This window comes from Amycolatopsis rifamycinica (genome assembly GCF_000695625.1).
GTDB classification, from domain to species: domain Bacteria; phylum Actinomycetota; class Actinomycetes; order Mycobacteriales; family Pseudonocardiaceae; genus Amycolatopsis; species Amycolatopsis rifamycinica.
This window is the reverse complement of record NZ_JMQI01000041.1, coordinates 1-18,549: the sequence shown is the minus strand read 5'-3', so window position 1 is coordinate 18,549 and position 18,549 is coordinate 1. Positions and strand designations below refer to the sequence as shown.

Below are 18,549 nucleotides of genomic sequence, written 5' to 3'. Positions count from 1 at the left end.
GTCGTTCAAGACCCCGGGGGCGGCTCAGCCCTGGCCGACCACCGCGGTCGCCCGGATCTCCACGCGCATGCCCGGCGCGCCCAGTGCCGCCACCCCGATCTGCGTCCAGATGGGCGCGCGGTCGCCCATTCGTTTGCGGAACTGCTCCACCATGACCCGCGTGTGGTCGTCGCCGATGGTGTCCTCCGCCGTGGGGATGTGGAACGAGTCCACCGCCACCACGTCGGCCCAGGTGGCGCCCGCCGTCGCCAAGGTGCGTTCCACGTTGTCGAACGCGCGGACGATCTCCTCCTCGAGGTCCGCCGGGAACACCGTGTCGTCGTCCCAGCCGCCCTGGCCGGAGATCTCGACGCGGTCGCCGATGCGGACCGCCTGGCTGTAGTGCAGGGCCGCCAGGTGCCGCGGGCCGTAGCCGGGCGTCACGAAGAACTCGCTCACGGAAAATCCCTTCAATTGACTTCACGTTTGAAGTCACCGTAGCACAGATTTACTTCACGCGTGAAGTCATAACACGGTGGGTAGGGTGCCGTCATGGCCACGGATCACGGCGGCGAAGGCCCGCGCTGGCTCAGCCCGGCCGAAAAGGAAGCCTGGACCGGGCTGGTCTCGCTCATCCTGCTGCTCCCGGGACGGCTCGAGGCGCCGTTGCACCGCGAAGCGGGCCTCACGCTCTTCGAGTACCTCGCGCTCAGTCACGTCTCGGAGGCGCCGGAGCGCCGTCTGCGGATGAGCGAACTCGCCTTCCTCGCCAACGGCTCGCTGTCCCGGCTGTCCAATGTGGTCAAGCGGTTCGAGCAGCGCGGCTGGGTGCGGCGCTCACCCGACCCCGAGGACGGCCGGTACACCCTGGTCGCCCTCACCGACGCCGGGTTCGAGGTGGTCGAGGCGGCCGCGCCGACGCACGTGCGCAGCGTCCTCGCCGTCCTCGACCCGCTCACCGCGGCCGACCAGCAGGCGCTCGCCCAGATCGCCGCCAAGCTGCGCGTGCGGCCCGCCGACCTGGGCTAACCCTCGTCTTCGACCCACTCGAGCAGGTCGCCGGGCTGGCAGCCGAGCACCCGGCACATGGCTTCCAGGGTGCTGAAGCGCACCGCCTTGGCCCGCCCGTTCTTCAGCACCGCCACGTTCGCCGGTGTCAGCCCGACCTTCTCGGCGAACTCCCCGACGCTCATCTTCCGCTTGGCCAGTTCGACGTCGATGCGTACGACGATCGGCATCAGATGACCGCTTCCAGGTCGGAGCGGAGCGTGGTGGCCTGGCGCAGGAGCGTACGCATGACCACCATCAGCAGGCCGAGCACGGTGATCGCCACGGTGACCAGGAACAGCAGCATCGGCATCCCCGGGTCGTCGGCGTTGAAGCCGACGAACAGCAGCAGGCCGGCGACCACCAGCCACGCGGCCGCGATGGCCCAGACGATCGCGTCGACCCACTTCAGGGACGCGGTGGTGAAGATCCGGTCCTTCTTGACCAGGGTCAGCAGCTTCCAGGTCGCGACGACCACCACCTGGACGCACAGCACCAGGAACACCGCGATGGCGGTCAACGGCCAGCGCAGCGGAGCGTCGTGCGGGTTCTGCTGCGCGTGGTAGGCGATGCTGCCCGGCAGCGAGAGCGTCTGGAACACGACGAGGACGCCGAACAGCACGACGAGGAAGAATCTGAGCGCGGCAACGGCCCACTTCTCGGTAACCATGCGCCGACTATCGCGTGGTTCCTATCGAAAGTCAATCGGTAGTGATCGAGAAGCGATCAGTCGGGCTCCGGATCCAGCCGCACCGACTCCAGGGCGACGTACAGCTCGCCGATGTCCACGGGGTCGGTGAGGTCGCGCTTGGTCAGCTCCTGCACGCGGCGCAGCCGGTAACGGACCGTGTTGGGGTGCACGAACAGCCGGTCCGCGGCGTCCTTGGCCGAGCCGTGGCCGGCGAACCACGCCAGCAGCGTGTCCAGCAGGACCTTGCGGTCCGCGCCCGGCAGCGCGAGCACGCCGGCCAGCGCCGACCGGACGACGTCGCGGGCCATCCCGGGCGCGGCCGCGACCAGCGTCGTCACCGGCGAATCGCCGAACACCACCACGCCCGCGGTCGCCGCCGGCAGCGAGCGGCGGGCGATCCGGGCCCGGTGCAGGGCGTCCGGGACGTCGGGGAAGCCGCTGAACGGCCTGCTCATCCCGGCCGCCACCGGCAGCGAACCCAGCACGTCCCGCAGCCGCCGGACGTCCTCGATCCGGTCGATCGCGACCAGGCCCGCCTCGCCGCCGGGCCGCCACGCCGACCGCCAGCGCCGCGCCCGCAGCAGCGCCTCGACCGAGTCGTGCTCGTCCGGCTCGACACGTTCGGTGACGACGGCGACGAACATGCCCGCGGTCGGCAGGCCCAGCTCGCGCGCCGCGGCCTCCATGTCCGCCTGGCCGGCGAGCCGGCCGCGCAGCAGGTCGTCCAGCAGCCGCGCGTTCGCGTGCGACGGCTCGGCCGCGACCTGTTCGTACGCCGTGGTCAGCGCGTCGGAGTAGAGGTCGATCGCCTTCCAGACGTAGGAGTTGATCTCGATCGTCCGGGTGGGGTTGAGGAACTCCGGGCCGGCGAGCTCGAGGAGTCCTTCGTAGACGAAGGTGCCGCCGATCCGGAACGCGCGCAGCACGGCGGGCAGCGGGATGCCCTGGCGGGCCTGGGCGAGCCCGGTCTTGCGGGCGGCGTCGAGGGCGAGGCCGTGGCCTTCGGCCAGCGCCGTCAGGGCTCGCTCGAGATTGGCCCGGCAGACCTGCCGCAGCTCACCCGGGGCGACCGCCTCGACCTGCCGGTAGAACTCGTCCTGCGCACTGAGCAACCGGGCCAGGCGATCGGCGAACTCGGGGAGCCGGGCCAGCATCTCGCGCAGGAGCTCGCGGTGTTCGCGAGGTACCGGCCTGGCCAGAGCTTCGATGCCCATCCCTCACTTTAGCTCGGGTCCACCGCCCGGGACACGCATGAAGTTGAGCAAAATTCATGTCCGTCGGGGGCCCGGCGTCGGGCGAGCTCGGCGGCTCAGGCCGGCTTGCGGGCGGTGAGGTAGACGTGCGGCTCCGGGCCGGCGCCGGGGTGGTCGGGCACGAACAGTGCTTCGTCCGCGCGGACGATCTCGAGGCCCGCGGCCGCCAACCGCTCCTTGAGCGGGCCCGCGGCGAAGCTGTAGGCGCGGACCGGGTGGCCCATGAAGACGATGTCGACGCCGTCGACGTCGGCGGGCACGGTGGCGAAGACGAGCAGGCCGCCGGGCTTCAGCCAGGCCGCGAGGCGGCCGAACATGGTCTCCTGGTCGGCCCGGGGCAGCTGCAGCATCGAGAAGAACGCCGTGATCGCGTCCCAGGTGGTGTCCTCGAAGGACAGTTCGCGCATGTCCCCGAGCTCGAACCGCGCGGCGGGCACCTGGCGCCGCGCGATCTCGACCATCTTCGGGGCGACGTCGTAACCGGTGACGTCGTGGCCGGCGGCCACCAGCAGTTCCGCGACCGGCCGCCCGGTGCCGGCGCCCAGGTCGAGCACCGCCGCTTCAGGCGGCAGCGCGTCGAGCAGGTCGGTGATCGCGGCGCGCTGCGCGGTCGCGGTGCGGAAGGCGTGCTCGTAGTCCGTGCCGAGCGCGTCGAACACCTCGGCGGCGGTTTCGGGGCGGGTCACGGTCGCCCACTTTGCCAGAACCCGCCGGCCGGAGGTCTTGAATGGCTCGTTCAAGACGCGCGGTGGGCGCTGGGTGGGTGGGGGCGGGCGCCGGATGGGCGCGGATGAGCGCCGGATGGGCGCGGGGTGAGCGCGGGATAAGGGCGGGATAAGGGCGGGGTGGGCGCCGGATAGGCGGGTCGGGCGTCGGGTGGGCGCGGGCGGGGTGCCGGATGGGCGCGGGGCGAGGTGCCGGGCCGGGGTGGGCGGGTTTCGTGGCGCTAGGGTTCCGCCGTGACCGGTTTGCGGGGTGTCTTCGCCGGGTTCGGCAAGAGCAGGGCGTTCGCCTTGCTGGGGCGGGCGCTCGTGCCCGCCGACCGGGTGCTGCTGCGGCTCAGCGGCGGCCGGGTCGGCGTCGGCGCGGCGGTCGGGCTGCGGACGTTGCTGCTCACGACCATCGGGCGGCGCAGCGGCGAGCCCCGGCAGGTGCCGCTGCTCTACGTCGAGCGGGCCGGTGGGTACGTCGTCATCGGCTCGAACTGGGGCGGCGAGGCGCACCCGGCGTGGTCGGCGAACCTGCTCGCCCACCCGGCGGCGACGGTGGCCGTCGGCGGCCGGACCGTCGACGTCGCCGGGCGGCTCCTGACCGGGGACGAGCGCCAGGAGACGTGGGACGCGGTCGCGGCGTACTGGCCCGCGTACGACCGGTACGCCGTGCGGGCCGGGCACCGCGAGATCCGCGTCTTCCTGCTGGAGCCGGTCAGCCGATGAGGTCGGTGTGCCGGATCCGGTACACCTGCAGCCGCAGGTTGTAGTACTTGTCGGTCTCGCCGACCCAGTTCATGCCGAGCCGCTTGGCGACCGCGATCGCCCGCGTGTTGTTCGGCCGCGCGACGGCGAACAGCTCCTCGGTGTCCTGGGTGAAGGCCCACTCGATGAGCGCGGTCGCCGCCTCGGACGCGTAGCCCTTGCCCCAGACGCCGGGGCTGAGCTGCCAGCTCAGTTCGAGGTCCTCTTCGAACGGCGGCAGCAGCCGGATGCCGAGGCCGCCGATCACCGCGCCGTCCTCTTTGCGCTCCACGGCCCACCGGCCGCGCGGCGGCGGCAGGTTCGGCTGCGCCTCCTGCCAGGCGTTCAGCACCGCGCGCATCGCGCCGATGTCGCCGACCCGGTCCATGGCCGGGGTCAGCCAGTGCGTGACGTCTTCCGCGCCGTAGATGGCGAACGCGGCTTCGGCGTCGGCAGGCGTCCAGTCCCGGATCACGAGCCGGTCGGTGCTCAACGGGGTGTCCATACCAGGACGCTACGCCGGGAGGGCGGCGATTGTTCCCGGCGGAAACCTCCGTCACAGGGCGGGCACCGGCCTACAGTCGGCTCATGGACGACATGCACGCCCTCCTGGGCCGCGCCGCGGAGCTCGGCGCCGATTACCGGGCCACCCTCGCGGACCGGCCCGTCGCGCCCGCCGTCGATCCCGCCGCCCTGCGGTCCGCCTTCGGCGGCCCGCTGCCGTCCCGGCCTGCTCCACCGTCCGAAGTGCTCGAACACCTCGCTCGCGCCGCCGAGCCGGGCCTGGTCGCCACCGCCGGGCCGCGGTTCTTCGGGTTCGTGATCGGGGGCGCGCTGCCGGCCGCCACCGCCGCCGACGTCCTGGCCACCGGCTGGGACCAGAACGGCTTCAACGCCGTCCTCTCGCCCGCCGCGGCCGCCGCCGAGGAGGCGGCCGGTGGCTGGCTCAAGGAACTGCTCGAGCTCCCGGCGAGCGCCTCCGCCGGGTTCGTCACCGGCGGCCAGGCCGCGAACACCGCCGGGCTCGCCGCGGCGCGGCACCACGTGCTCGCCGAAGCCGGCTGGGACGTCGAACGCGACGGGCTCACCGGCGCCCCGCGCGTCCGTGTCGTCGCGAGCGAAGAACGGCACGCGACCGTCGACCGCGCCCTGCGGCTGCTCGGCTTCGGCACCCGGGCCGTCGAGCCGGTCAAGGCCGGCCCGCAAGGCGCGATCGACGTCGGGGACCTCCGGAGGGTGTGCGCGGCCGGAAGCGGGCCGCTGATCGTCTGCCTGCAGGCCGGGAACGTCAACACCGGCGCGTGCGACGACCTCCGTGCCGCCCGCGAGGCCGCGGGCGATGCCTGGATCCACGTCGACGGCGCCTTCGGGCTCTGGGCCGCCGCCAACCCTGGCACCAGGCCACTGCTCGACGGTGTCGAGCTCGCCGATTCCTGGGCCTGCGACGGCCACAAGTGGCTCAACGTCCCGTACGACTCGGGCTTCGTCTTCTGCGCCCGCCCGGACGTCCACGCCGCGGCGATCGCCTATCGGGCCGCCTACCTCACCGGCGCCGGCGAGGTGTCCGGCATGGGCGACCTGACCCTGGAGTCGTCGCGCCGCGCCCGCGGTTTCGCCGTCTGGGCGGCGCTGCGCGAGCTCGGCCGCGACGGGGTCGCCGAACTCGTCGGCCGCTGCTGCCGGCTGGCCCGCCGCTTCGCCGCGAAACTCGCCGACGGCGGGGCCGAGATCGCCAACGACGTCGTCCTCAACCAGGTCCTGGTGTCCTTCGGCGGTGACACCGACGCCCTCATCCGGAAGATCCAGGACGACGGCACGTGCTGGCTGGGCGGCACCACCTGGCGCGGCCGCCGGTACCTGCGGATCTCGGTGTCCGGCTGGTTGACGACGGAGGCCGACGTCGACCGAAGTGCCGAGGCGATTCTCCGCCTGGCGGGTCAGTGACCCTCGCGCACCGACAGGGGATCCGTCCGCCAGGCGATCTCCTTCTCGCCGCCCGTCGGCCAGCTCGACGACAGCCGGCGGCGGACGCTGCCCAGCGCGCCCAGCTCGGCCAGGTCCACCCGGGCGCCCTGGGCGGCCAGTGAGGACACTTCGGCGGTGGTGAGCGGGACGAAGTCGAAGTACTGCGCGTCTTCGCCGCCGGCCCGGTCGACGAACTCGGTGAAGATCGCGGCGAACGACTGGCCGCATTCGGGGCACCGGCGCAGGGAGACGCTGAAGTGCGACCGCTCGACCAGCCGGTGGGTCTTGTTCAGCCGGGTCGTGCAGAAGGCCAGCGCGGTCAGGGCGTCTTCGCCGGAACAGCGGGCGCAGCCGAACTCGGTCATCGCCCGATCATCGCACGCGTGAATCCGGACCCGGCTGCGGAGGTACACCGAAACCCGCTGACCGCCCCGATTGGCCCTGGCCCGAAATGGTCTGGACCTGTTAGCCTCGGCACGTCGACCCGGCCGGTGAGGAGAAAACCGTGCTCCGCATGAGAAAACGCATCGCTGTCGTCGCGCTCGCGCTGGCCGGAGCCTCCGTCGTGGCGCCGCCCGCGAACGCCGGGCAGGCCCCGGGCAAGGTGATGGCCTACTTCGCCGACTGGGACGTCTACGCCCGGGGTTACCACGTCAAGGACATCGAGACCTCGGGTTCGGCCGCGAAGCTGACCCACATCAACTACGCGTTCGGCAACGTGACGAACGGCGGCTGCGCCGTGGGCGACCCGTGGGCCGACCACGACATGCCCTACGACGCCGCCACGAGCGTCAGCGGCCAGGCCGACAGCGCCGAACCGGGGGCGCTGCACGGCAGCTTCAACCAGATCCGCGAGCTGAAGAAGCTGCACCCGAAGCTCAAGGTGCTGTGGTCCTTCGGCGGCTGGACCTGGTCCGCGGGCTTCACCGAGGCGGCGAAGAACCCGGCCGCGTTCGCCGAATCCTGCTACCGGCTGGTCAACGACCCGCGCTGGGCGGGCGTCTTCGACGGCATCGACGTCGACTGGGAGTACCCGAACGCCTGCGGCAACACCTGTGACACCAGCGGGCCGAAGGCGTTCACGGAGCTCGTCAAGGCGTTGCGCGCGAAGTTCGGGCGCCAGCTGGTCACCGCCGCGATCACCGCGGACGGCTCGAAGGACGGCAAGATCGACGCCACCGAGTACGGCGCCGCGAGCCGGTACCTCGACTGGTACAACGTGATGACCTACGACTACTTCGTCGCCGGCGCCAGCCCGGCCGGGCCGACCGCGCCCCACTCGCCGCTGCGCGCGTACCCGGGCATCCCGAGCGCCGGCTACTACGCCGACGCGGCCGTCCAGAAGCTGCGCCGCCAGGGCGTGCCGTCGGCGAAGATGTTGCTGGGCCTCGGCTTCTACGGCCGCGGCTGGGACGGCGTGACGCAGAAGCAGCCCGGCGGCAGCGCCACCGGCCCGGCGCCCGGCACCTACGAGGCGGGTGTCGAGGACTACAAGGTCCTCAAGACCAAGTGCCCCGCCAACGGCCGGATCGCGGGCACGGCGTACGCGAAGTGCGGCACGCAGTGGTGGAGCTACGACACGCCCGAGACGGCGTCGGCCAAGGCCGGCTACGCGAAGTCGCAGGGGCTCGGCGGCGTGTTCGCCTGGGAGCTGTCCGGCGACACGGCGAACGCCGAACTGCTGCGGGCCATCGCGGGCCGCTGCTGAAACCCCGAGCTGGAGGGCCCGGGCGCGAGCGCGTCCGGGCCCTTCGTCCACTCAGGACTCCTTCAGGAGCGGGCGGGGAACCCGTGCCGTCGCGCGCCGAGGACCACCGCGAGCACCGGCAGCAGGAGCACGAGCAGCGTCCACGGGAACGACGCCGGTCCGGCGGCGCCGAGCAGGACCCCGCCGGCGACCCCGCCCGCGGCCATCGCCGCGTTCCACAGCGTGACCAGCATGGCCTGCGCGTTGTCCGCCGCCGCGCCGCCGGCGTTCCCGGCCGCCGTCTGCAGCAGCGTCGGGACGCCGCCCCAGCCGAGGCCCCACAGTGCCACCGCGGAGTAGACCGGCACCGGGCTGCCCGCGAACACCGCCAGCAGCGTCGCGGCCACCGCGACGGCGACGGTGCTGAGCACCATCAGCGTCCGCGGCGCGCGGTCGATCCGGGCGCCGACGATCCCGATGCCCGCCATCGACGCGATGCCGAACACCAGCAGGACGGCGTCCACCTCGCCGCCCATCCCGGCGTGGCCGAGGAAGGGGGCGACGTAGGTGTAGAGCACGGTGTGCGCCAGCACGAACACGAGCGTCACGGCGAGCACGGGCACCACGCCGGGGACGGTGAGCGTGCGCAGGACCGGCGTCCGGCCGCTCGCCTGCCCCGGCTGGTCCGGGACCGCCACGGCGATCCACGCCAGCAGCACGACCGCGATCGCCGACATGACGCCGAACGCCGAGCGCCAGCCGAACAGGCCGCCGAGGAACGTCCCGGCCGGGATGCCGAGCGACAGGGCCAGCGGGATGCCGGCCATCACGATGGCGATCGCCTTGCCCTCCTCGGCCGGGACGAGCCGGCGCGCGTAGCCGGCGAGCAGCGCCCAGACGACGCCCGTGGCCACGCCGGCGACGAAGCGGGCCACCATCGTCAGCGCGTAGTCCGAGGACAGCGTCGTCACGGTGTTGGCCAGGGCGAACCCGGCGACCCCGGCCAGCAGCAAGCGTTTGCGGGACCAGCTCGCGGTGGCGGCGGACAGCGGGATCGCGGTGAGCGCGGTGCCGAGCGCGTAGACCGTCACGGCCTGGCCGGCCGCGGCTTCGCCGACGCCGAGGCCGGCGCTCATCCCGGGCAGCACGCCGGCGGGCAGCGCCTCGGTGAGCACGGTGACGAACGCGGCGGTGGTCAGGGCCAGGAGGGCGGTCAGCGGGAGATTCCGGGTGCGGAGGTTCGTCATGCCGCTATGCTCGAACCCTCACATTGATGTGATGGTCTACCGCGGGGGATGTGAGGTGGCGCACATGCGGATCGGCGAGCTTTCGGAGCGCACGGGCACGTCCCGCCGGTTGCTCCGGTACTACGAAGAGCAGGGCCTCATCATCGCGAGCCGCGGCCCGAACGGCTACCGCGACTACGACGAGCCGACGGTTGACCGGGTGATCCAGGTCCGCGGCCTGCTCGACGCCGGCCTGCCGACCCGGATCATCAAGCAGATCCTGCCGTGCCTGGACAAGCCCCGGACCATCTACTTCCCGGACGCGACGCCGGAGATGATCGCGACCCTGGAGGCCGAACGGGACCGGATGACCCGCCGCGCCGAATGCCTGCTGCGCAACCGCGACGCGATCGGGGAGTACCTGGCCGCGGTTCGCGAGTACGACAAGGCCGGCCGGTGACCGACGACGACATCGGGGACGGCTGGATCCTCGAACCGGTGCCGTGGCGGGAGATCTGCCGCCCGGTCGCCGACCCGGACGACCCGCTGATTGACGCGTCCTGGCAGGGTTCCCCGGTCGCCGTGGTCGCGCCGCACGTGATCGAGGAGTGGGTCGCGGCGACGCAGGCCGCGGTCTTCCCCACCGCGGATCACCACGCGCAAGTCGTGGACGTCCCGGCCACGCTGGCGGCCGAGGGGGTCACCGGGCTGCTGCCGCCGAACGCGCTCGTCGTCAAGAACTGCGCGGGAATTCAGCTGGGCAACTGGAACTCGCAGACGAACGTGCACAAGTTCCGGGTCGAGGACGTGCGGATCACCCTGGACAAGACGCTGGCCCGGACGCTGGCGGCGAGCCTGCCGCAGGCGGAGTCCCGGGTGGCGGGCCGTACGAAGGTGGCGCTCTGGAACTCGCGCGGGGTGCAGGTCGGGAACTTCAACCACCAGCACAACGTGTTCCGGCACGTGGTCAAGGGGCCGGAGATCCCGCTGCGCGACCGCGCGGTGGTGGACAAGCTCCGCGAGGGCAAGCTCGACGCGGTCGAGCGGGAACTGCGCGAGACGGTCCGCAAGGTGTTCGAGCGGGACGCGGCGGTGTTGTACGCGGCGCTCGACGTGACGTGCAACGAGAACGAGCCGGCGCCGCCGGAGGTCGTGGAGGACACCATCGCGTCGGCTTACGGCAAGGGCAACGAGCAGCGGATCCGCGAGAAGATCGATGTCCGCGCGCTGGATCTGAGCTCCTTGACGGAGGTGCTCGCCGAGCTGGAGCAGGTGCCCGGCGCGTTGAAGGAGCTGCCGGAGGAGGCAGTGGAGGGGCCGGCGGACCTCGAGCTGCCGGAACCCGAGCTGCCGCCGGTGCCGCCACCTTTGCCGCCGGCCGTCAAGCGGACGGCGGACGACGGCCCGTTCCGGAGCCGCTTCTAGCTCACCAGCGGCGGGACGGGTCGATCACGTGGACGGCCGCTTCCTCCGCCGAAGCCGCGCCGCCGTCGATGCCGGCGTCCGAGGCGTACAGCTCTTCGTCGGTGTCTTCGCCGTAGCCTTCGTCCGTCGCGACCAGACGGCCCGCGCGGGCGTCGCCGACCTCGTCGTCGATCAGCTCGCCGTCGGTGTCCTCGGTGTCGCCCAGCCCGTCGTCGTCGGGGTCGTCGGCCAGGTCGGGGACCTCGCGGGCGAGCCGGCCCGCCCAGCTCTCACCCTCCGCCGTCTCGCGGGCGGTGGTGCCCCAGCCTTCGGTCGCCTGCGCGCGTTCCGGCGGTGAATAACCCTCCGCCTGCTCGTCGCGGTCGTCCAAAGTGTCCTCGGGGTCGAGGATGCCGTTGTCGGCGTTGTCTTCGATGTCGTCGTCCACGGCGACCATCTTCGCGCAACGCATTGGCCGCGCCCAGCCCGGGTGATATGACCGTGCCATGCCGCCACGTCGGCGGTGCTGCCGGTGAAAGGTGATCCCTCATGCCGATGAGACGCAGAGTGCTGGCCGCGGGGCTGGCCGGGGTGTTCGGCGCGGCGCTGTCCGGGCGGACGGCCCAGGCCGCGCCGTCCGCCCCGCCGGTGCGGCTGGACCAGCTGAACCTGGTCAACCTGTCGCACGTCAACGACCCCGCCACGACCAACGTCTTCCCCGGGGACCCGGCCTTCGAGCTGGAAACCATCGCCACCATCCCCGACGACGGCTACTACCTGCAGTTCGTCCGCGAAGGCGAGCACACCGGGACGCACTGGGGCGCGCCCGGGCACTTCAACACCGGGGAGCCGCTCGCCGACGACATGGACCCGGCGGACCTGTTCCGGCCCGCGGTGAAGATCGACGTGCGGGCCAAGGCCGCGGCGAACCCCGACTACGCCGTGACGATCGACGACCTCAAGGCGTGGGAGAAGCGCCACGGCCGGATCCCGGACGAGTCCGTCGTGGTGCTGTGGACCGGCTGGGACGCCAAGTGGGGCACGCCGGCGTTCCCGAACACCGGCGCGGACGGCGTGCTGCACCAGCCGGGGTTCTCGATCCCCGCGGTGCGGTGGCTGATCGACACCGGACGCCTGGGCCGCCGCGGTGGCACGGGCACCGACACGTTCAGCCCCGACGTCGGCACCGACGAGACGTACACGGTGTCCAAGCTGGTCTACCGGCGGCACCGGATCAGCCTGGAGATCCTGGCCAACCTCAAGGCCCTGCCCACGACCGGCGCCTGGGTCCTGGCGGGCGGCCCGATCAACCGCAACGGCGCGGGCTCGACCGCGACGATCTTCGGCGTCCTGCCCCCAGGCGTGAAGGCGGGTTGAGCCGTCGTGAGTGGTAAGGCGGGGCGGACCCCTACTTACCACTCACGACCGGCCGCGGCGAGCTGCCCAGCCGCAGTGCCGGGAGCGGGGCCGGGTGGCCGAAGCGGTAGCCCTGGGCGGTGGTGCAGCCCGCCCGGGTGACCAGTTCGGCCTGCTCGGCCGTCTCGATGCCCTCGGCGACCACGCCGACCTCGAGGTCCGCGCACAACCCGACCAGCGATCGGCACAGCGCCGCGTCGCGGTCCGGGCGGACGCCCGTCGTCAGCGCGCGGTCCAGCTTGATCAGGTCCACCGGCAGCGCGTGCAGCACCGTCAGCGAGCTGTACCCCGCCCCGAAGTCGTCGAGCGCCACGCGAACGCCCAGGTCCTGCAGGCGCCGGATCGCGGCCGCGCCCGCCGCCAGGTCCGGCACCGGTACCGTCTCGGTGATCTCGACGACCAGGCGTTCCGCCGGCAGGCCGTACCGGTCCAGCGCGGAGCCGACGCTTTCCTCCAGCGTGGCGGCGCCGAGCCGGCTCGCGCACACGTTCACGTGCACCGTCAGGTCGATGCCGGCCGCGGTGATCTCGCGGCAGGCCAGGTCCAGCACCAGCGCGTCCAGTTCGGCGCCCAGACCCGCGCCTTCGGCGGCGCGGACGAACGTCTCGGGGGACACCGCGGTGCCGTCCCGCGCGGTCCAGCGGGCCAGCGCCTCGACCGCCACCGGCTGCTCGTCGGCCAGGCGGACGATCGGCTGGAACACCAGCGCGAACCCGTCCGGGAGGCCGCCGCGGCGCAACGCCGACGGGAAGTCGGGCGGCCCGTCCGGCGACGGCTGGTAGACGACCGTCGTGTCCTTGCCGAGCCGCTTGCCCGCGTACATCGACGTGTCCGCGCGGCCCAGCAGCACGTCGGACGTCACCGACGGCTCGGCCGGGTCCGGCACCACCAGGCCCATGCTCGCGCGGACCGGCACCAGCGTGCCGTGCACGGCGAACGGCCGCCGCAGCGCGCTCTGGATGCGGTCGGCGACGGCCTGCGGGGCGTCGACCTCGCCCTCCAGCAGGATGGCGAACTCGTCGCCGCCCAGGCGGGCGACGGTGTCACCCGCGCGCACGCAGCTCAGCAGCCGCTGGGCGACCGCGTGCAGCAGGACGTCCCCGCCCGCGTGCCCGAACCGGTCGTTGACCTCCTTGAAGTCGTCGAGGTCGACGAAGATCAGCACGAGCGGCCCGTGCCCGCCGTCCGCGGCCTGCTCGACGGCCCGGTCCAGCCGGTCGGCGAACAACGCGCGGTTGGCCAGTCCGGTCAGCGGGTCGTGGTAGGCCTGGTGGGTCAGCTGCTGCTGGCCTTCGTACACCCGGCGCAGCAGCAACCGGTTGTCCAGCAGCGAAAGCAGCTGCCGGGCGAGCACCAGGAACACCACGAGCGCGCCGACGAAGACCTCGACGCCGTCCGGTCCGGCGCCGGCCACGATCTGCACGGTGATCAGCAGGGCGACCGCGGTGACCGGCAGGTACGGCAGCGCCACCTGCCACCAGTCGACGCCGACGGCCTGGCCGGCGTCGTCACGCCGGCGCGTGCTCGGGGTGGCCAGCAAGGCGAAGGCGATGAACAGCGGGCCGAGCACGAAGCCCGCGTCCGACCACGGTTTCATGCTTTCCGCGCCGATGCTGACCAGGTAGGCGAACACGCTGTCCGAGCAGGCCAGCGCGACGATCCCGACGGCGGCCAGCAGCAGGTTCGCCCGGTACGGGCGGTCCACCCGGTCGAACACGACCAGCAGCACCGCGACGACCACGACCACCAGGTCCGACAAGGGGTAGGCGATGGCGACCGCCCAGGTCAGCGCGTCCGGCCCGGTGGCCCGGACCACCTGCCCGAGCGCCGCGGTCCAGGTGAGGATGAACAGCGAGCCGGTGACGACGAGGCCGTCGAGCACCACCGCGACGCCGAAGTGCCCGGTCCACTGGGCGGGCTGCCAGCGCTCGCGGTCCGGCCGGGCCCGCGCCCTGGCGAGCACGAACAGGGCGGCGAGCGCGAACAGCGGGAAGCTCAGGTACCCGACGTCGGCCAGCGACGGCGACGGCAGCCCGCGGCCGTCGACCAGCTGGTACCAGGACCAGACGCACTGGCCGAGCGACCAGCACGTCATGCCGAGCGCGACCAGCACCCGCCACCAGCGCTGGTGCCCGCGAACCCGGCGCGCGACGGCGAACCCGCAGACGACCGCGGTGATCCCGGCGCTCAGCTGCATGGCGTCGTCGACCCAGAGGGCCGGGGTGTCGCCCCAGAAAGCGAACCCGTTGACCACGATCACGGCCGTCGTGACGAAGACGAGCAGGATGGCCACGGGGTACCGCCGCACTGTCATGGCACCTCACGCGGTCACGCACGCCGGTCGGACCGGCAAACACTACACCGGGCGTGATCGCGCACAAGCGCACCGGCGTCAGGCGATGTCGCGGCGGTGGTGCTCGGGGCGGCGCGGGGCTGTCACAACCCGTTCCGGAAATTCGTCGTAGTGGGGACGCATGGACACGAGGGGGAACATGAGCGGCGAGATCACGGCCGAGCGGCGGCAGCTGATCGGCCTCGCCTACCGGCTCCTGGGCTCGCTGAGCGACGCCGAAGACGTCGTCCAGGAGGCGTACGGCCGGTGGTACGCCCTGTCCGGACCGCAGCGGGACGCGATCGCGGCGCCCGGGGCGTGGCTGACGACGGTGACGAGCCGGATCTGCCTCGACCAGCTCCGCTCGGCCCGCGTGCGGCGGGAGCGCTACGTCGGCGAATGGCTCCCGGAGCCGCTGCCCGGCGAGACCGGGTGGATCGCCGATCCGGCCGACCGCGTCACGCTGGACGAGTCGATCACGATGGCCTTCCTCGTCGTGCTGGACTCGATGACGCCGGCCGAGCGGGTGGCCTTCGTCCTCCACGACGTCTTCGGCTACCCCTTCGCGGAGGTCGGCCAGGTGCTCGGCCGGTCCTCCGCCGCCTGCCGCCAGCTGGCTTCCTCCGCGCGGCGCCGGGTCCGGGCCGCCCGCGCGCCGGAGCCGGCCCGGGGGAGCGCGGACGTCGTCCGGGCCTTCAAGCTGGCCTGGGAAGCGGGGGACATCGAACGGCTGGTGGGCGTCCTCGACCCGGAGGCGACGGTGGTCGCGGACAGCGGCGGGCTCGTCAGCGCGGTCCGCCGCCCGATCGAGGGCGGTGAGCGGGTCGCGCGCTACGCCGTGGACCTCACGGGCCGGATCCCGGCGATGACGCTGGAGGAGACCACCGTCAACGGGCGGCCGGGCCTGATGGCCCGGCGGGACGGCGCCGTCGTGGCCGTCATGGCGTTCGAAGTGGCCGGCGCGTCGGTCCGGCGGATCTGGGCGGTGCGGAACCCCGAAAAGCTCCGCCGGTGGCAGGCGGCGTAAGGGTCGTTAACCGCCGGGGCCGACGCGGTCGTCGTGCCGGCTGTGCGGGGCCGGCACGATGAACGCGATCACCCCTGCCGCCAGTCCGGCGAGCACGGACAGGTGCGCGGCGGCCGGCACGGCACTGATCAGGAACAGTCGCAGCGACCCCGAGATCAGCAGGCGCCACATCCTCGGGCTCATGATCAACAAGTACCCCCGGCGGGCCGCCGTCAACCGGCGGCGAGGCAACAGCGCGGTCACGTTCACCCGCGGGAGTGGTGCGCCGCCCGGGTGAACGTGTCCCACCCGGGAAGCGCGGTGCCGCGCCGGCCGGTTCGACACTTTCGACGCCGGCGGCCACGGGAGTTTCCGGTGGGAAATCGTTGTGGCGCAATGCTGTCACGGTTAACGCCAACACCGGCCGGTTTCGGCTTTTCCGGTGCTCGCCGTAAAGAAAACCGCGGCACGGCGATCCGTTTGGCAGCGCGTGATCGACTGGACATCGGCGGTGGCGCTGACGAACATTGACCTCCGTGCGTGGAAGGGGAGGGGAACGGTGAGCCTCAGTGCGGCGGACGTGGTCGGGGAACTCAAAGCCCTGCGCAAAGGGAGGGCAATTTTCACGACACCGCTCGCGGACCGGATCGGACCCGCATTGCGCTCCGCTTGCGGCATTGTCGAAGACGACGGAACCGTGGAGGTGCGACGCAAGCTGGCGGACCGGTTGCGGCCGCTGGTCGAGTCGCTGCCGGACGATCTGAAGATCGCGCTGCTCGCCGCGTTCGCGCTCGAGGAGCGGGCGCGGAAACCGTTCTACCAGGAACGGGTGCACTGGGCGGCGATCACGCTCGACCGCGACGACCGGACGGTCCGGCGGCGGATCGACGAGGGGATCGAGCAGATCGCCGCGCTGCTCGTCGCCGCGGCCGGGCCGGCGCCCCGGCACGCTGCGAACCGCGGCTGGCACACCGAAGAACTGCGTGTCGCGCTGGCTCTCGACCAACCCGTGCCGGAGGCGTTCGAATTCCGGCGGGTGGTCGCCGACGCCGACGAAATCGCCGTGCTGGACTTGGCGCTGACGTTGCCGTCCACCGGCGAATCGGAAGATTCGGCGCGCGAGTCCGAGCTCGGGGTCGACGTGTTCCACGGCGGCGTGATCGCGAGCCGGGTGCTGGAATCGAGTGACCGGGTCGGGCTGGCGTTGCGGCTGCCGGAGCCGTTGCGCCGCGGGGCGCGGCACGAGGTCGGCCTGCGATTCCGGGCGAACCTGCGGGACCCGCGTTACGTCTGCGTACCGCGGCACCCGTGCGATCTTTTCGACCTGCACGTCCGATTCGGTGAACGCGTGCCGAAGCGGATCGTCCGCCAGGAAAAGGTTTCCCCGGCCGGCGACCGGTCGCGCACCGGCGCCCTGCTGGCGCCCGACGACGCCGGCGAGGTGCACGTCCGGTTCCGGAACCTCGCCCCCGGCTTCGCGTACGGAATCCGCTGGGCTTGATTTCCGGTGTTTGTCCACTATTTGTCCCGTGTCCCGCCGGTGCCCGGCGGCCGTTCCGGCCGGGGCGTGAACGATTAACGGACAATAGCTGGACAACCACCGGAATCGTGCAACGTTGCTGGTCAGCACCTCGATTACGCCATATGTCGGACCGGGACCGTCCACGCAGCACAGTGTCCGTTGTGGACGGACGGGTTCCGGTGGCGGGCACGAGGAGGGCGGCGGCGTGGAAACCATGATCGCGGAGGCGGCGGCGGCCGTCGACGGCTACACCGTGCTGGAGGATGCGCCGAGGCCGGAGGGCGACCTGGCGAAGGAGCAGCTCGACGCGGTGGTGGTGGCGGCCCGCGACGGCGACCGCGACGCGGTGCAAGCGCTGCTGCGGCTGATCAAGCCGACGGTGGTGCGCTACTGCCGGGCGCGGATCGGCGGCCGGGACCTGTCCTACCTCTCGGCCGACGACGTCGCCCAGGAGGTGTGCCTGGCGGTGCTGAAGGTGCTGCCGAACTACCAGGACCGCGGCGGATCGTTCCTGTACCTGGTGCGCGCGATCGCGGCGAACAAGGTCGCCGACGCGTTCCGCTCGGTGGCCCGGGACCGGTCGAAGCCGGTGCCGGAGTTGCCGGACCGGCCGCTGGGCGGCAACGAGCCGGAGAACCACGTCCTCGAGCTCGACCTCGGCGCCCGGCTGGGCCGGCTGCTGGCGGCGCTGCCGCCGCTGCACCAGGACATCCTGTCGCTGCGGATCGTCGCGGGCCTGTCGGCGAACGAGACGGCGGAGGCGCTGGGCATCTCCCCCGGCAACGTCCGCATCACGCAGTACCGCGCGCTGACGAAGCTGCGCGGCATGATCGGCGAGCTCTAGCTGTACTGCCCGGGGAGGTTGCGATCGTGGTGACACGTGATTGGATGATCTTGGTGTGAGGGAGGGCCTCTGGGTTCGGTGTGGATTGCGACGTCTACCCCGCCTCACGGAGGCCCTCGTGATCCACGCTAACGCACCCCTCACCCCAACCGGCAGACTGCGCCTGGCCCGTTGTGTGGTCGAGGACGGCTGGCCGCTACGACGGGCCGCGGAACGGTTCCAGGTGTCGGTCTCCACCGCCGCCCGCTGGGCCGGCCGCTACCGCGACCTCGGCGAAGCCGGCATGGCCGACCGGTCCAGCCGCCCCCGCACCAGTCCGGCCCGGACACCGACGCGGACCGAGCGGCGAGTCATCAAGGTCCGGGTGATCCGCCGGTGGGGACCCGCGCGGATCGCCTACCTGCTCGGCCTCAACCCCTCCACGGTGCACCGAATCCTGACCCGCTACCGGCTGGCCCGGCTGACACACCTCGACCGAGCCACCGCCACCCCGATCCGCCGCTACGAACACCCCGCCCCCGGCGACCTGGTCCACGTGGACATCAAGAAGCTGGGCAACATCCCCGACGGCGGCGGCCACCGCGCCCTCGGCCGCGCCGCCGGGCGCCGCAACAGCGGTCAACGCGGCCACGGCTACGCCTACCTGCACAACGCCGTCGACGACCACAGCAGGCTGGCCTACACCGAAATCCATGCCGACGAGACCACGGAAACCGCGGTCGC

At 72.4% G+C, this 18,549-nt stretch carries 22 protein-coding genes; 11 read left to right on the top strand and 11 right to left on the bottom strand.

From position 1 onward, the window contains the following. Positions 1–24 precede the first annotated feature (24 nt). A complete protein-coding gene (locus DV20_RS18935) occupies positions 25–438 on the bottom strand; it encodes a RidA family protein (RefSeq protein WP_200876461.1) in 414 nt (137 codons plus the stop codon). Between the two features lie 93 nt (positions 439–531). Here DV20_RS18935 and DV20_RS18930 point away from each other — a divergent pair, with 93 nt between their 5' ends. Further along, the gene (locus tag DV20_RS18930) at positions 532–1,008 is read left to right on the top strand and encodes a MarR family winged helix-turn-helix transcriptional regulator (protein WP_043782049.1); all 477 of its coding nucleotides are present in this window, start codon (positions 532–534) and stop codon (positions 1,006–1,008) included. Here DV20_RS18930 and DV20_RS18925 read toward each other — a convergent pair. From DV20_RS18925 to DV20_RS18910, 4 genes are all read right to left on the bottom strand, one after another. After that, the gene (locus DV20_RS18925) at positions 1,005–1,217 is read right to left on the bottom strand and encodes a helix-turn-helix domain-containing protein (RefSeq protein WP_043782048.1); all 213 of its coding nucleotides are present in this window, start codon (positions 1,215–1,217) and stop codon (positions 1,005–1,007) included. The two genes, DV20_RS18930 and DV20_RS18925, sit on opposite strands and share 4 nt — an antisense overlap. Further along, entirely contained in the window at positions 1,217–1,696 is a 480-nt protein-coding gene (locus tag DV20_RS18920; protein ID WP_043782047.1) for a DUF2975 domain-containing protein, read from the bottom strand. The genes DV20_RS18925 and DV20_RS18920 overlap by 1 nt, the downstream gene beginning before the upstream one ends. Positions 1,697–1,752: 56 nt before the next feature. Further along, positions 1,753–2,931, bottom strand: coding sequence for a PucR family transcriptional regulator (locus DV20_RS18915; RefSeq protein ID WP_043782046.1), 1,179 nt, complete (start codon positions 2,929–2,931; stop codon positions 1,753–1,755). Positions 2,932–3,026: 95 nt separating this feature from the next. Then, on the bottom strand, positions 3,027–3,656 hold the full coding sequence (locus DV20_RS18910; RefSeq protein ID WP_043782044.1) for a class I SAM-dependent DNA methyltransferase: 630 nt from the start codon (positions 3,654–3,656) through the stop codon (positions 3,027–3,029). Positions 3,657–3,938: 282 nt separating this feature from the next. Between DV20_RS18910 and DV20_RS18905 the strand changes: the two genes are divergently transcribed. Further along, positions 3,939–4,406: a nitroreductase family deazaflavin-dependent oxidoreductase gene (locus tag DV20_RS18905; protein WP_043782213.1), complete on the top strand. Its 468-nt coding sequence runs from the start codon at positions 3,939–3,941 to the stop codon at positions 4,404–4,406. On the opposite strand, the gene DV20_RS18900 is transcribed toward DV20_RS18905, so the two are convergent. Next, positions 4,396–4,929 (bottom strand): GNAT family N-acetyltransferase, encoded by a 534-nt coding sequence (locus DV20_RS18900; protein WP_043782043.1) that lies wholly within the window; start codon positions 4,927–4,929, stop codon positions 4,396–4,398. The genes DV20_RS18905 and DV20_RS18900 overlap by 11 nt on opposite strands. Before the next feature lie 92 nt (positions 4,930–5,021). On the opposite strand from DV20_RS18900, the gene DV20_RS18895 reads away from it, so the two are divergent. Then, positions 5,022–6,368 carry a pyridoxal phosphate-dependent decarboxylase family protein gene (locus DV20_RS18895; protein WP_084093562.1) on the top strand — a complete coding sequence of 449 codons (1,347 nt, stop codon included), beginning with the start codon at positions 5,022–5,024 and terminating at the stop codon, positions 6,366–6,368. Here DV20_RS18895 and DV20_RS18890 read toward each other — a convergent pair. Further along, positions 6,362–6,754 carry a hypothetical protein gene (locus tag DV20_RS18890; protein ID WP_043782040.1) on the bottom strand — a complete coding sequence of 131 codons (393 nt, stop codon included), beginning with the start codon at positions 6,752–6,754 and terminating at the stop codon, positions 6,362–6,364. The genes DV20_RS18895 and DV20_RS18890 overlap by 7 nt on opposite strands. A 149-nt stretch (positions 6,755–6,903) precedes the next feature. Here DV20_RS18890 and DV20_RS18885 point away from each other — a divergent pair, with 149 nt between their 5' ends. After that, on the top strand, positions 6,904–8,097 hold the full coding sequence (locus DV20_RS18885; RefSeq protein ID WP_200876460.1) for a glycoside hydrolase family 18 protein: 1,194 nt from the start codon (positions 6,904–6,906) through the stop codon (positions 8,095–8,097). Between the two features lie 62 nt (positions 8,098–8,159). Here the strand turns inward: DV20_RS18885 and DV20_RS18880 are convergent, their stop codons facing one another. Further along, the gene (locus tag DV20_RS18880; protein WP_043782037.1) at positions 8,160–9,323 is read right to left on the bottom strand and encodes an MFS transporter; all 1,164 of its coding nucleotides are present in this window, start codon (positions 9,321–9,323) and stop codon (positions 8,160–8,162) included. 64 nt (positions 9,324–9,387) lie between these two features. On the opposite strand from DV20_RS18880, the gene DV20_RS18875 reads away from it, so the two are divergent. Beyond that, the gene (locus tag DV20_RS18875) at positions 9,388–9,762 is read left to right on the top strand and encodes a MerR family transcriptional regulator (RefSeq protein WP_043782036.1); all 375 of its coding nucleotides are present in this window, start codon (positions 9,388–9,390) and stop codon (positions 9,760–9,762) included. Then, entirely contained in the window at positions 9,759–10,727 is a 969-nt protein-coding gene (locus tag DV20_RS18870) for an RIP homotypic interaction motif-containing protein (RefSeq protein WP_051736045.1), read from the top strand. The genes DV20_RS18875 and DV20_RS18870 overlap by 4 nt, the downstream gene beginning before the upstream one ends. A gap of 1 nt (position 10,728) precedes the next feature. On the opposite strand, the gene DV20_RS18865 is transcribed toward DV20_RS18870, so the two are convergent. Continuing rightward, positions 10,729–11,154: a DUF5709 domain-containing protein gene (locus tag DV20_RS18865; protein WP_043782034.1), complete on the bottom strand. Its 426-nt coding sequence runs from the start codon at positions 11,152–11,154 to the stop codon at positions 10,729–10,731. A gap of 101 nt (positions 11,155–11,255) precedes the next feature. Here DV20_RS18865 and DV20_RS18860 point away from each other — a divergent pair, with 101 nt between their 5' ends. Beyond that, positions 11,256–12,083 carry a cyclase family protein gene (locus tag DV20_RS18860; protein ID WP_084093555.1) on the top strand — a complete coding sequence of 276 codons (828 nt, stop codon included), beginning with the start codon at positions 11,256–11,258 and terminating at the stop codon, positions 12,081–12,083. A gap of 31 nt (positions 12,084–12,114) precedes the next feature. On the opposite strand, the gene DV20_RS18855 is transcribed toward DV20_RS18860, so the two are convergent. Then, complete coding sequence (locus tag DV20_RS18855) at positions 12,115–14,436, bottom strand: putative bifunctional diguanylate cyclase/phosphodiesterase (RefSeq protein WP_235190878.1); 2,322 nt, start codon at positions 14,434–14,436, stop codon at positions 12,115–12,117. Positions 14,437–14,596: 160 nt separating this feature from the next. Between DV20_RS18855 and sigJ the strand changes: the two genes are divergently transcribed. After that, positions 14,597–15,481 (top strand): RNA polymerase sigma factor SigJ, encoded by an 885-nt coding sequence (sigJ, locus tag DV20_RS18850; protein WP_043782031.1) that lies wholly within the window; start codon positions 14,597–14,599, stop codon positions 15,479–15,481. A 6-nt stretch (positions 15,482–15,487) separates the two neighbouring features. Here sigJ and DV20_RS45555 read toward each other — a convergent pair whose 3' ends face one another. Beyond that, complete coding sequence (locus DV20_RS45555) at positions 15,488–15,664, bottom strand: hypothetical protein (RefSeq protein WP_160169739.1); 177 nt, start codon at positions 15,662–15,664, stop codon at positions 15,488–15,490. A gap of 238 nt (positions 15,665–15,902) precedes the next feature. Between DV20_RS45555 and DV20_RS18845 the strand changes: the two genes are divergently transcribed. The 3 genes from DV20_RS18845 to DV20_RS18835 form a co-directional block, all read left to right on the top strand. Then, the gene (locus tag DV20_RS18845) at positions 15,903–16,961 is read left to right on the top strand and encodes a hypothetical protein (RefSeq protein ID WP_235190877.1); all 1,059 of its coding nucleotides are present in this window, start codon (positions 15,903–15,905) and stop codon (positions 16,959–16,961) included. Between the two features lie 235 nt (positions 16,962–17,196). After that, positions 17,197–17,826, top strand: a complete 630-nt coding sequence (shbA, locus tag DV20_RS18840; protein ID WP_043782209.1) for an RNA polymerase sigma factor ShbA — start codon at positions 17,197–17,199, stop codon at positions 17,824–17,826. Between the two features lie 118 nt (positions 17,827–17,944). Continuing rightward, the coding region (locus DV20_RS18835) for a helix-turn-helix domain-containing protein (protein WP_043782207.1) at positions 17,945–18,549 on the top strand (605 nt) is incomplete at its 3' end.

Coding starts and splice junctions, on each gene's coding strand:
- DV20_RS18930 (WP_043782049.1), top strand. CDS start 532: ATGGCCACGGATCACGGCGGCGAAGGCCCGCGCTGGCTCAGCCCGGCC.
- DV20_RS18925 (WP_043782048.1), bottom strand. CDS start 1,217: ATGCCGATCGTCGTACGCATCGACGTCGAACTGGCCAAGCGGAAGATG.
- DV20_RS18920 (WP_043782047.1), bottom strand. CDS start 1,696: ATGGTTACCGAGAAGTGGGCCGTTGCCGCGCTCAGATTCTTCCTCGTC.
- DV20_RS18915 (WP_043782046.1), bottom strand. CDS start 2,931: ATGGGCATCGAAGCTCTGGCCAGGCCGGTACCTCGCGAACACCGCGAG.
- DV20_RS18900 (WP_043782043.1), bottom strand. CDS start 4,929: ATGGACACCCCGTTGAGCACCGACCGGCTCGTGATCCGGGACTGGACG.
- DV20_RS18895 (WP_084093562.1), top strand. CDS start 5,022: ATGCACGCCCTCCTGGGCCGCGCCGCGGAGCTCGGCGCCGATTACCGG.
- DV20_RS18890 (WP_043782040.1), bottom strand. CDS start 6,754: ATGACCGAGTTCGGCTGCGCCCGCTGTTCCGGCGAAGACGCCCTGACC.
- DV20_RS18885 (WP_200876460.1), top strand. CDS start 6,904: ATGAGAAAACGCATCGCTGTCGTCGCGCTCGCGCTGGCCGGAGCCTCC.
- DV20_RS18880 (WP_043782037.1), bottom strand. CDS start 9,323: ATGACGAACCTCCGCACCCGGAATCTCCCGCTGACCGCCCTCCTGGCC.
- DV20_RS18875 (WP_043782036.1), top strand. CDS start 9,388: ATGCGGATCGGCGAGCTTTCGGAGCGCACGGGCACGTCCCGCCGGTTG.
- DV20_RS18860 (WP_084093555.1), top strand. CDS start 11,256: ATGCCGATGAGACGCAGAGTGCTGGCCGCGGGGCTGGCCGGGGTGTTC.
- DV20_RS18855 (WP_235190878.1), bottom strand. CDS start 14,436: ATGACAGTGCGGCGGTACCCCGTGGCCATCCTGCTCGTCTTCGTCACG.
- sigJ (WP_043782031.1), top strand. CDS start 14,597: ATGGACACGAGGGGGAACATGAGCGGCGAGATCACGGCCGAGCGGCGG.
- DV20_RS45555 (WP_160169739.1), bottom strand. CDS start 15,664: ATGAGCCCGAGGATGTGGCGCCTGCTGATCTCGGGGTCGCTGCGACTG.
- shbA (WP_043782209.1), top strand. CDS start 17,197: ATGATCGCGGAGGCGGCGGCGGCCGTCGACGGCTACACCGTGCTGGAG.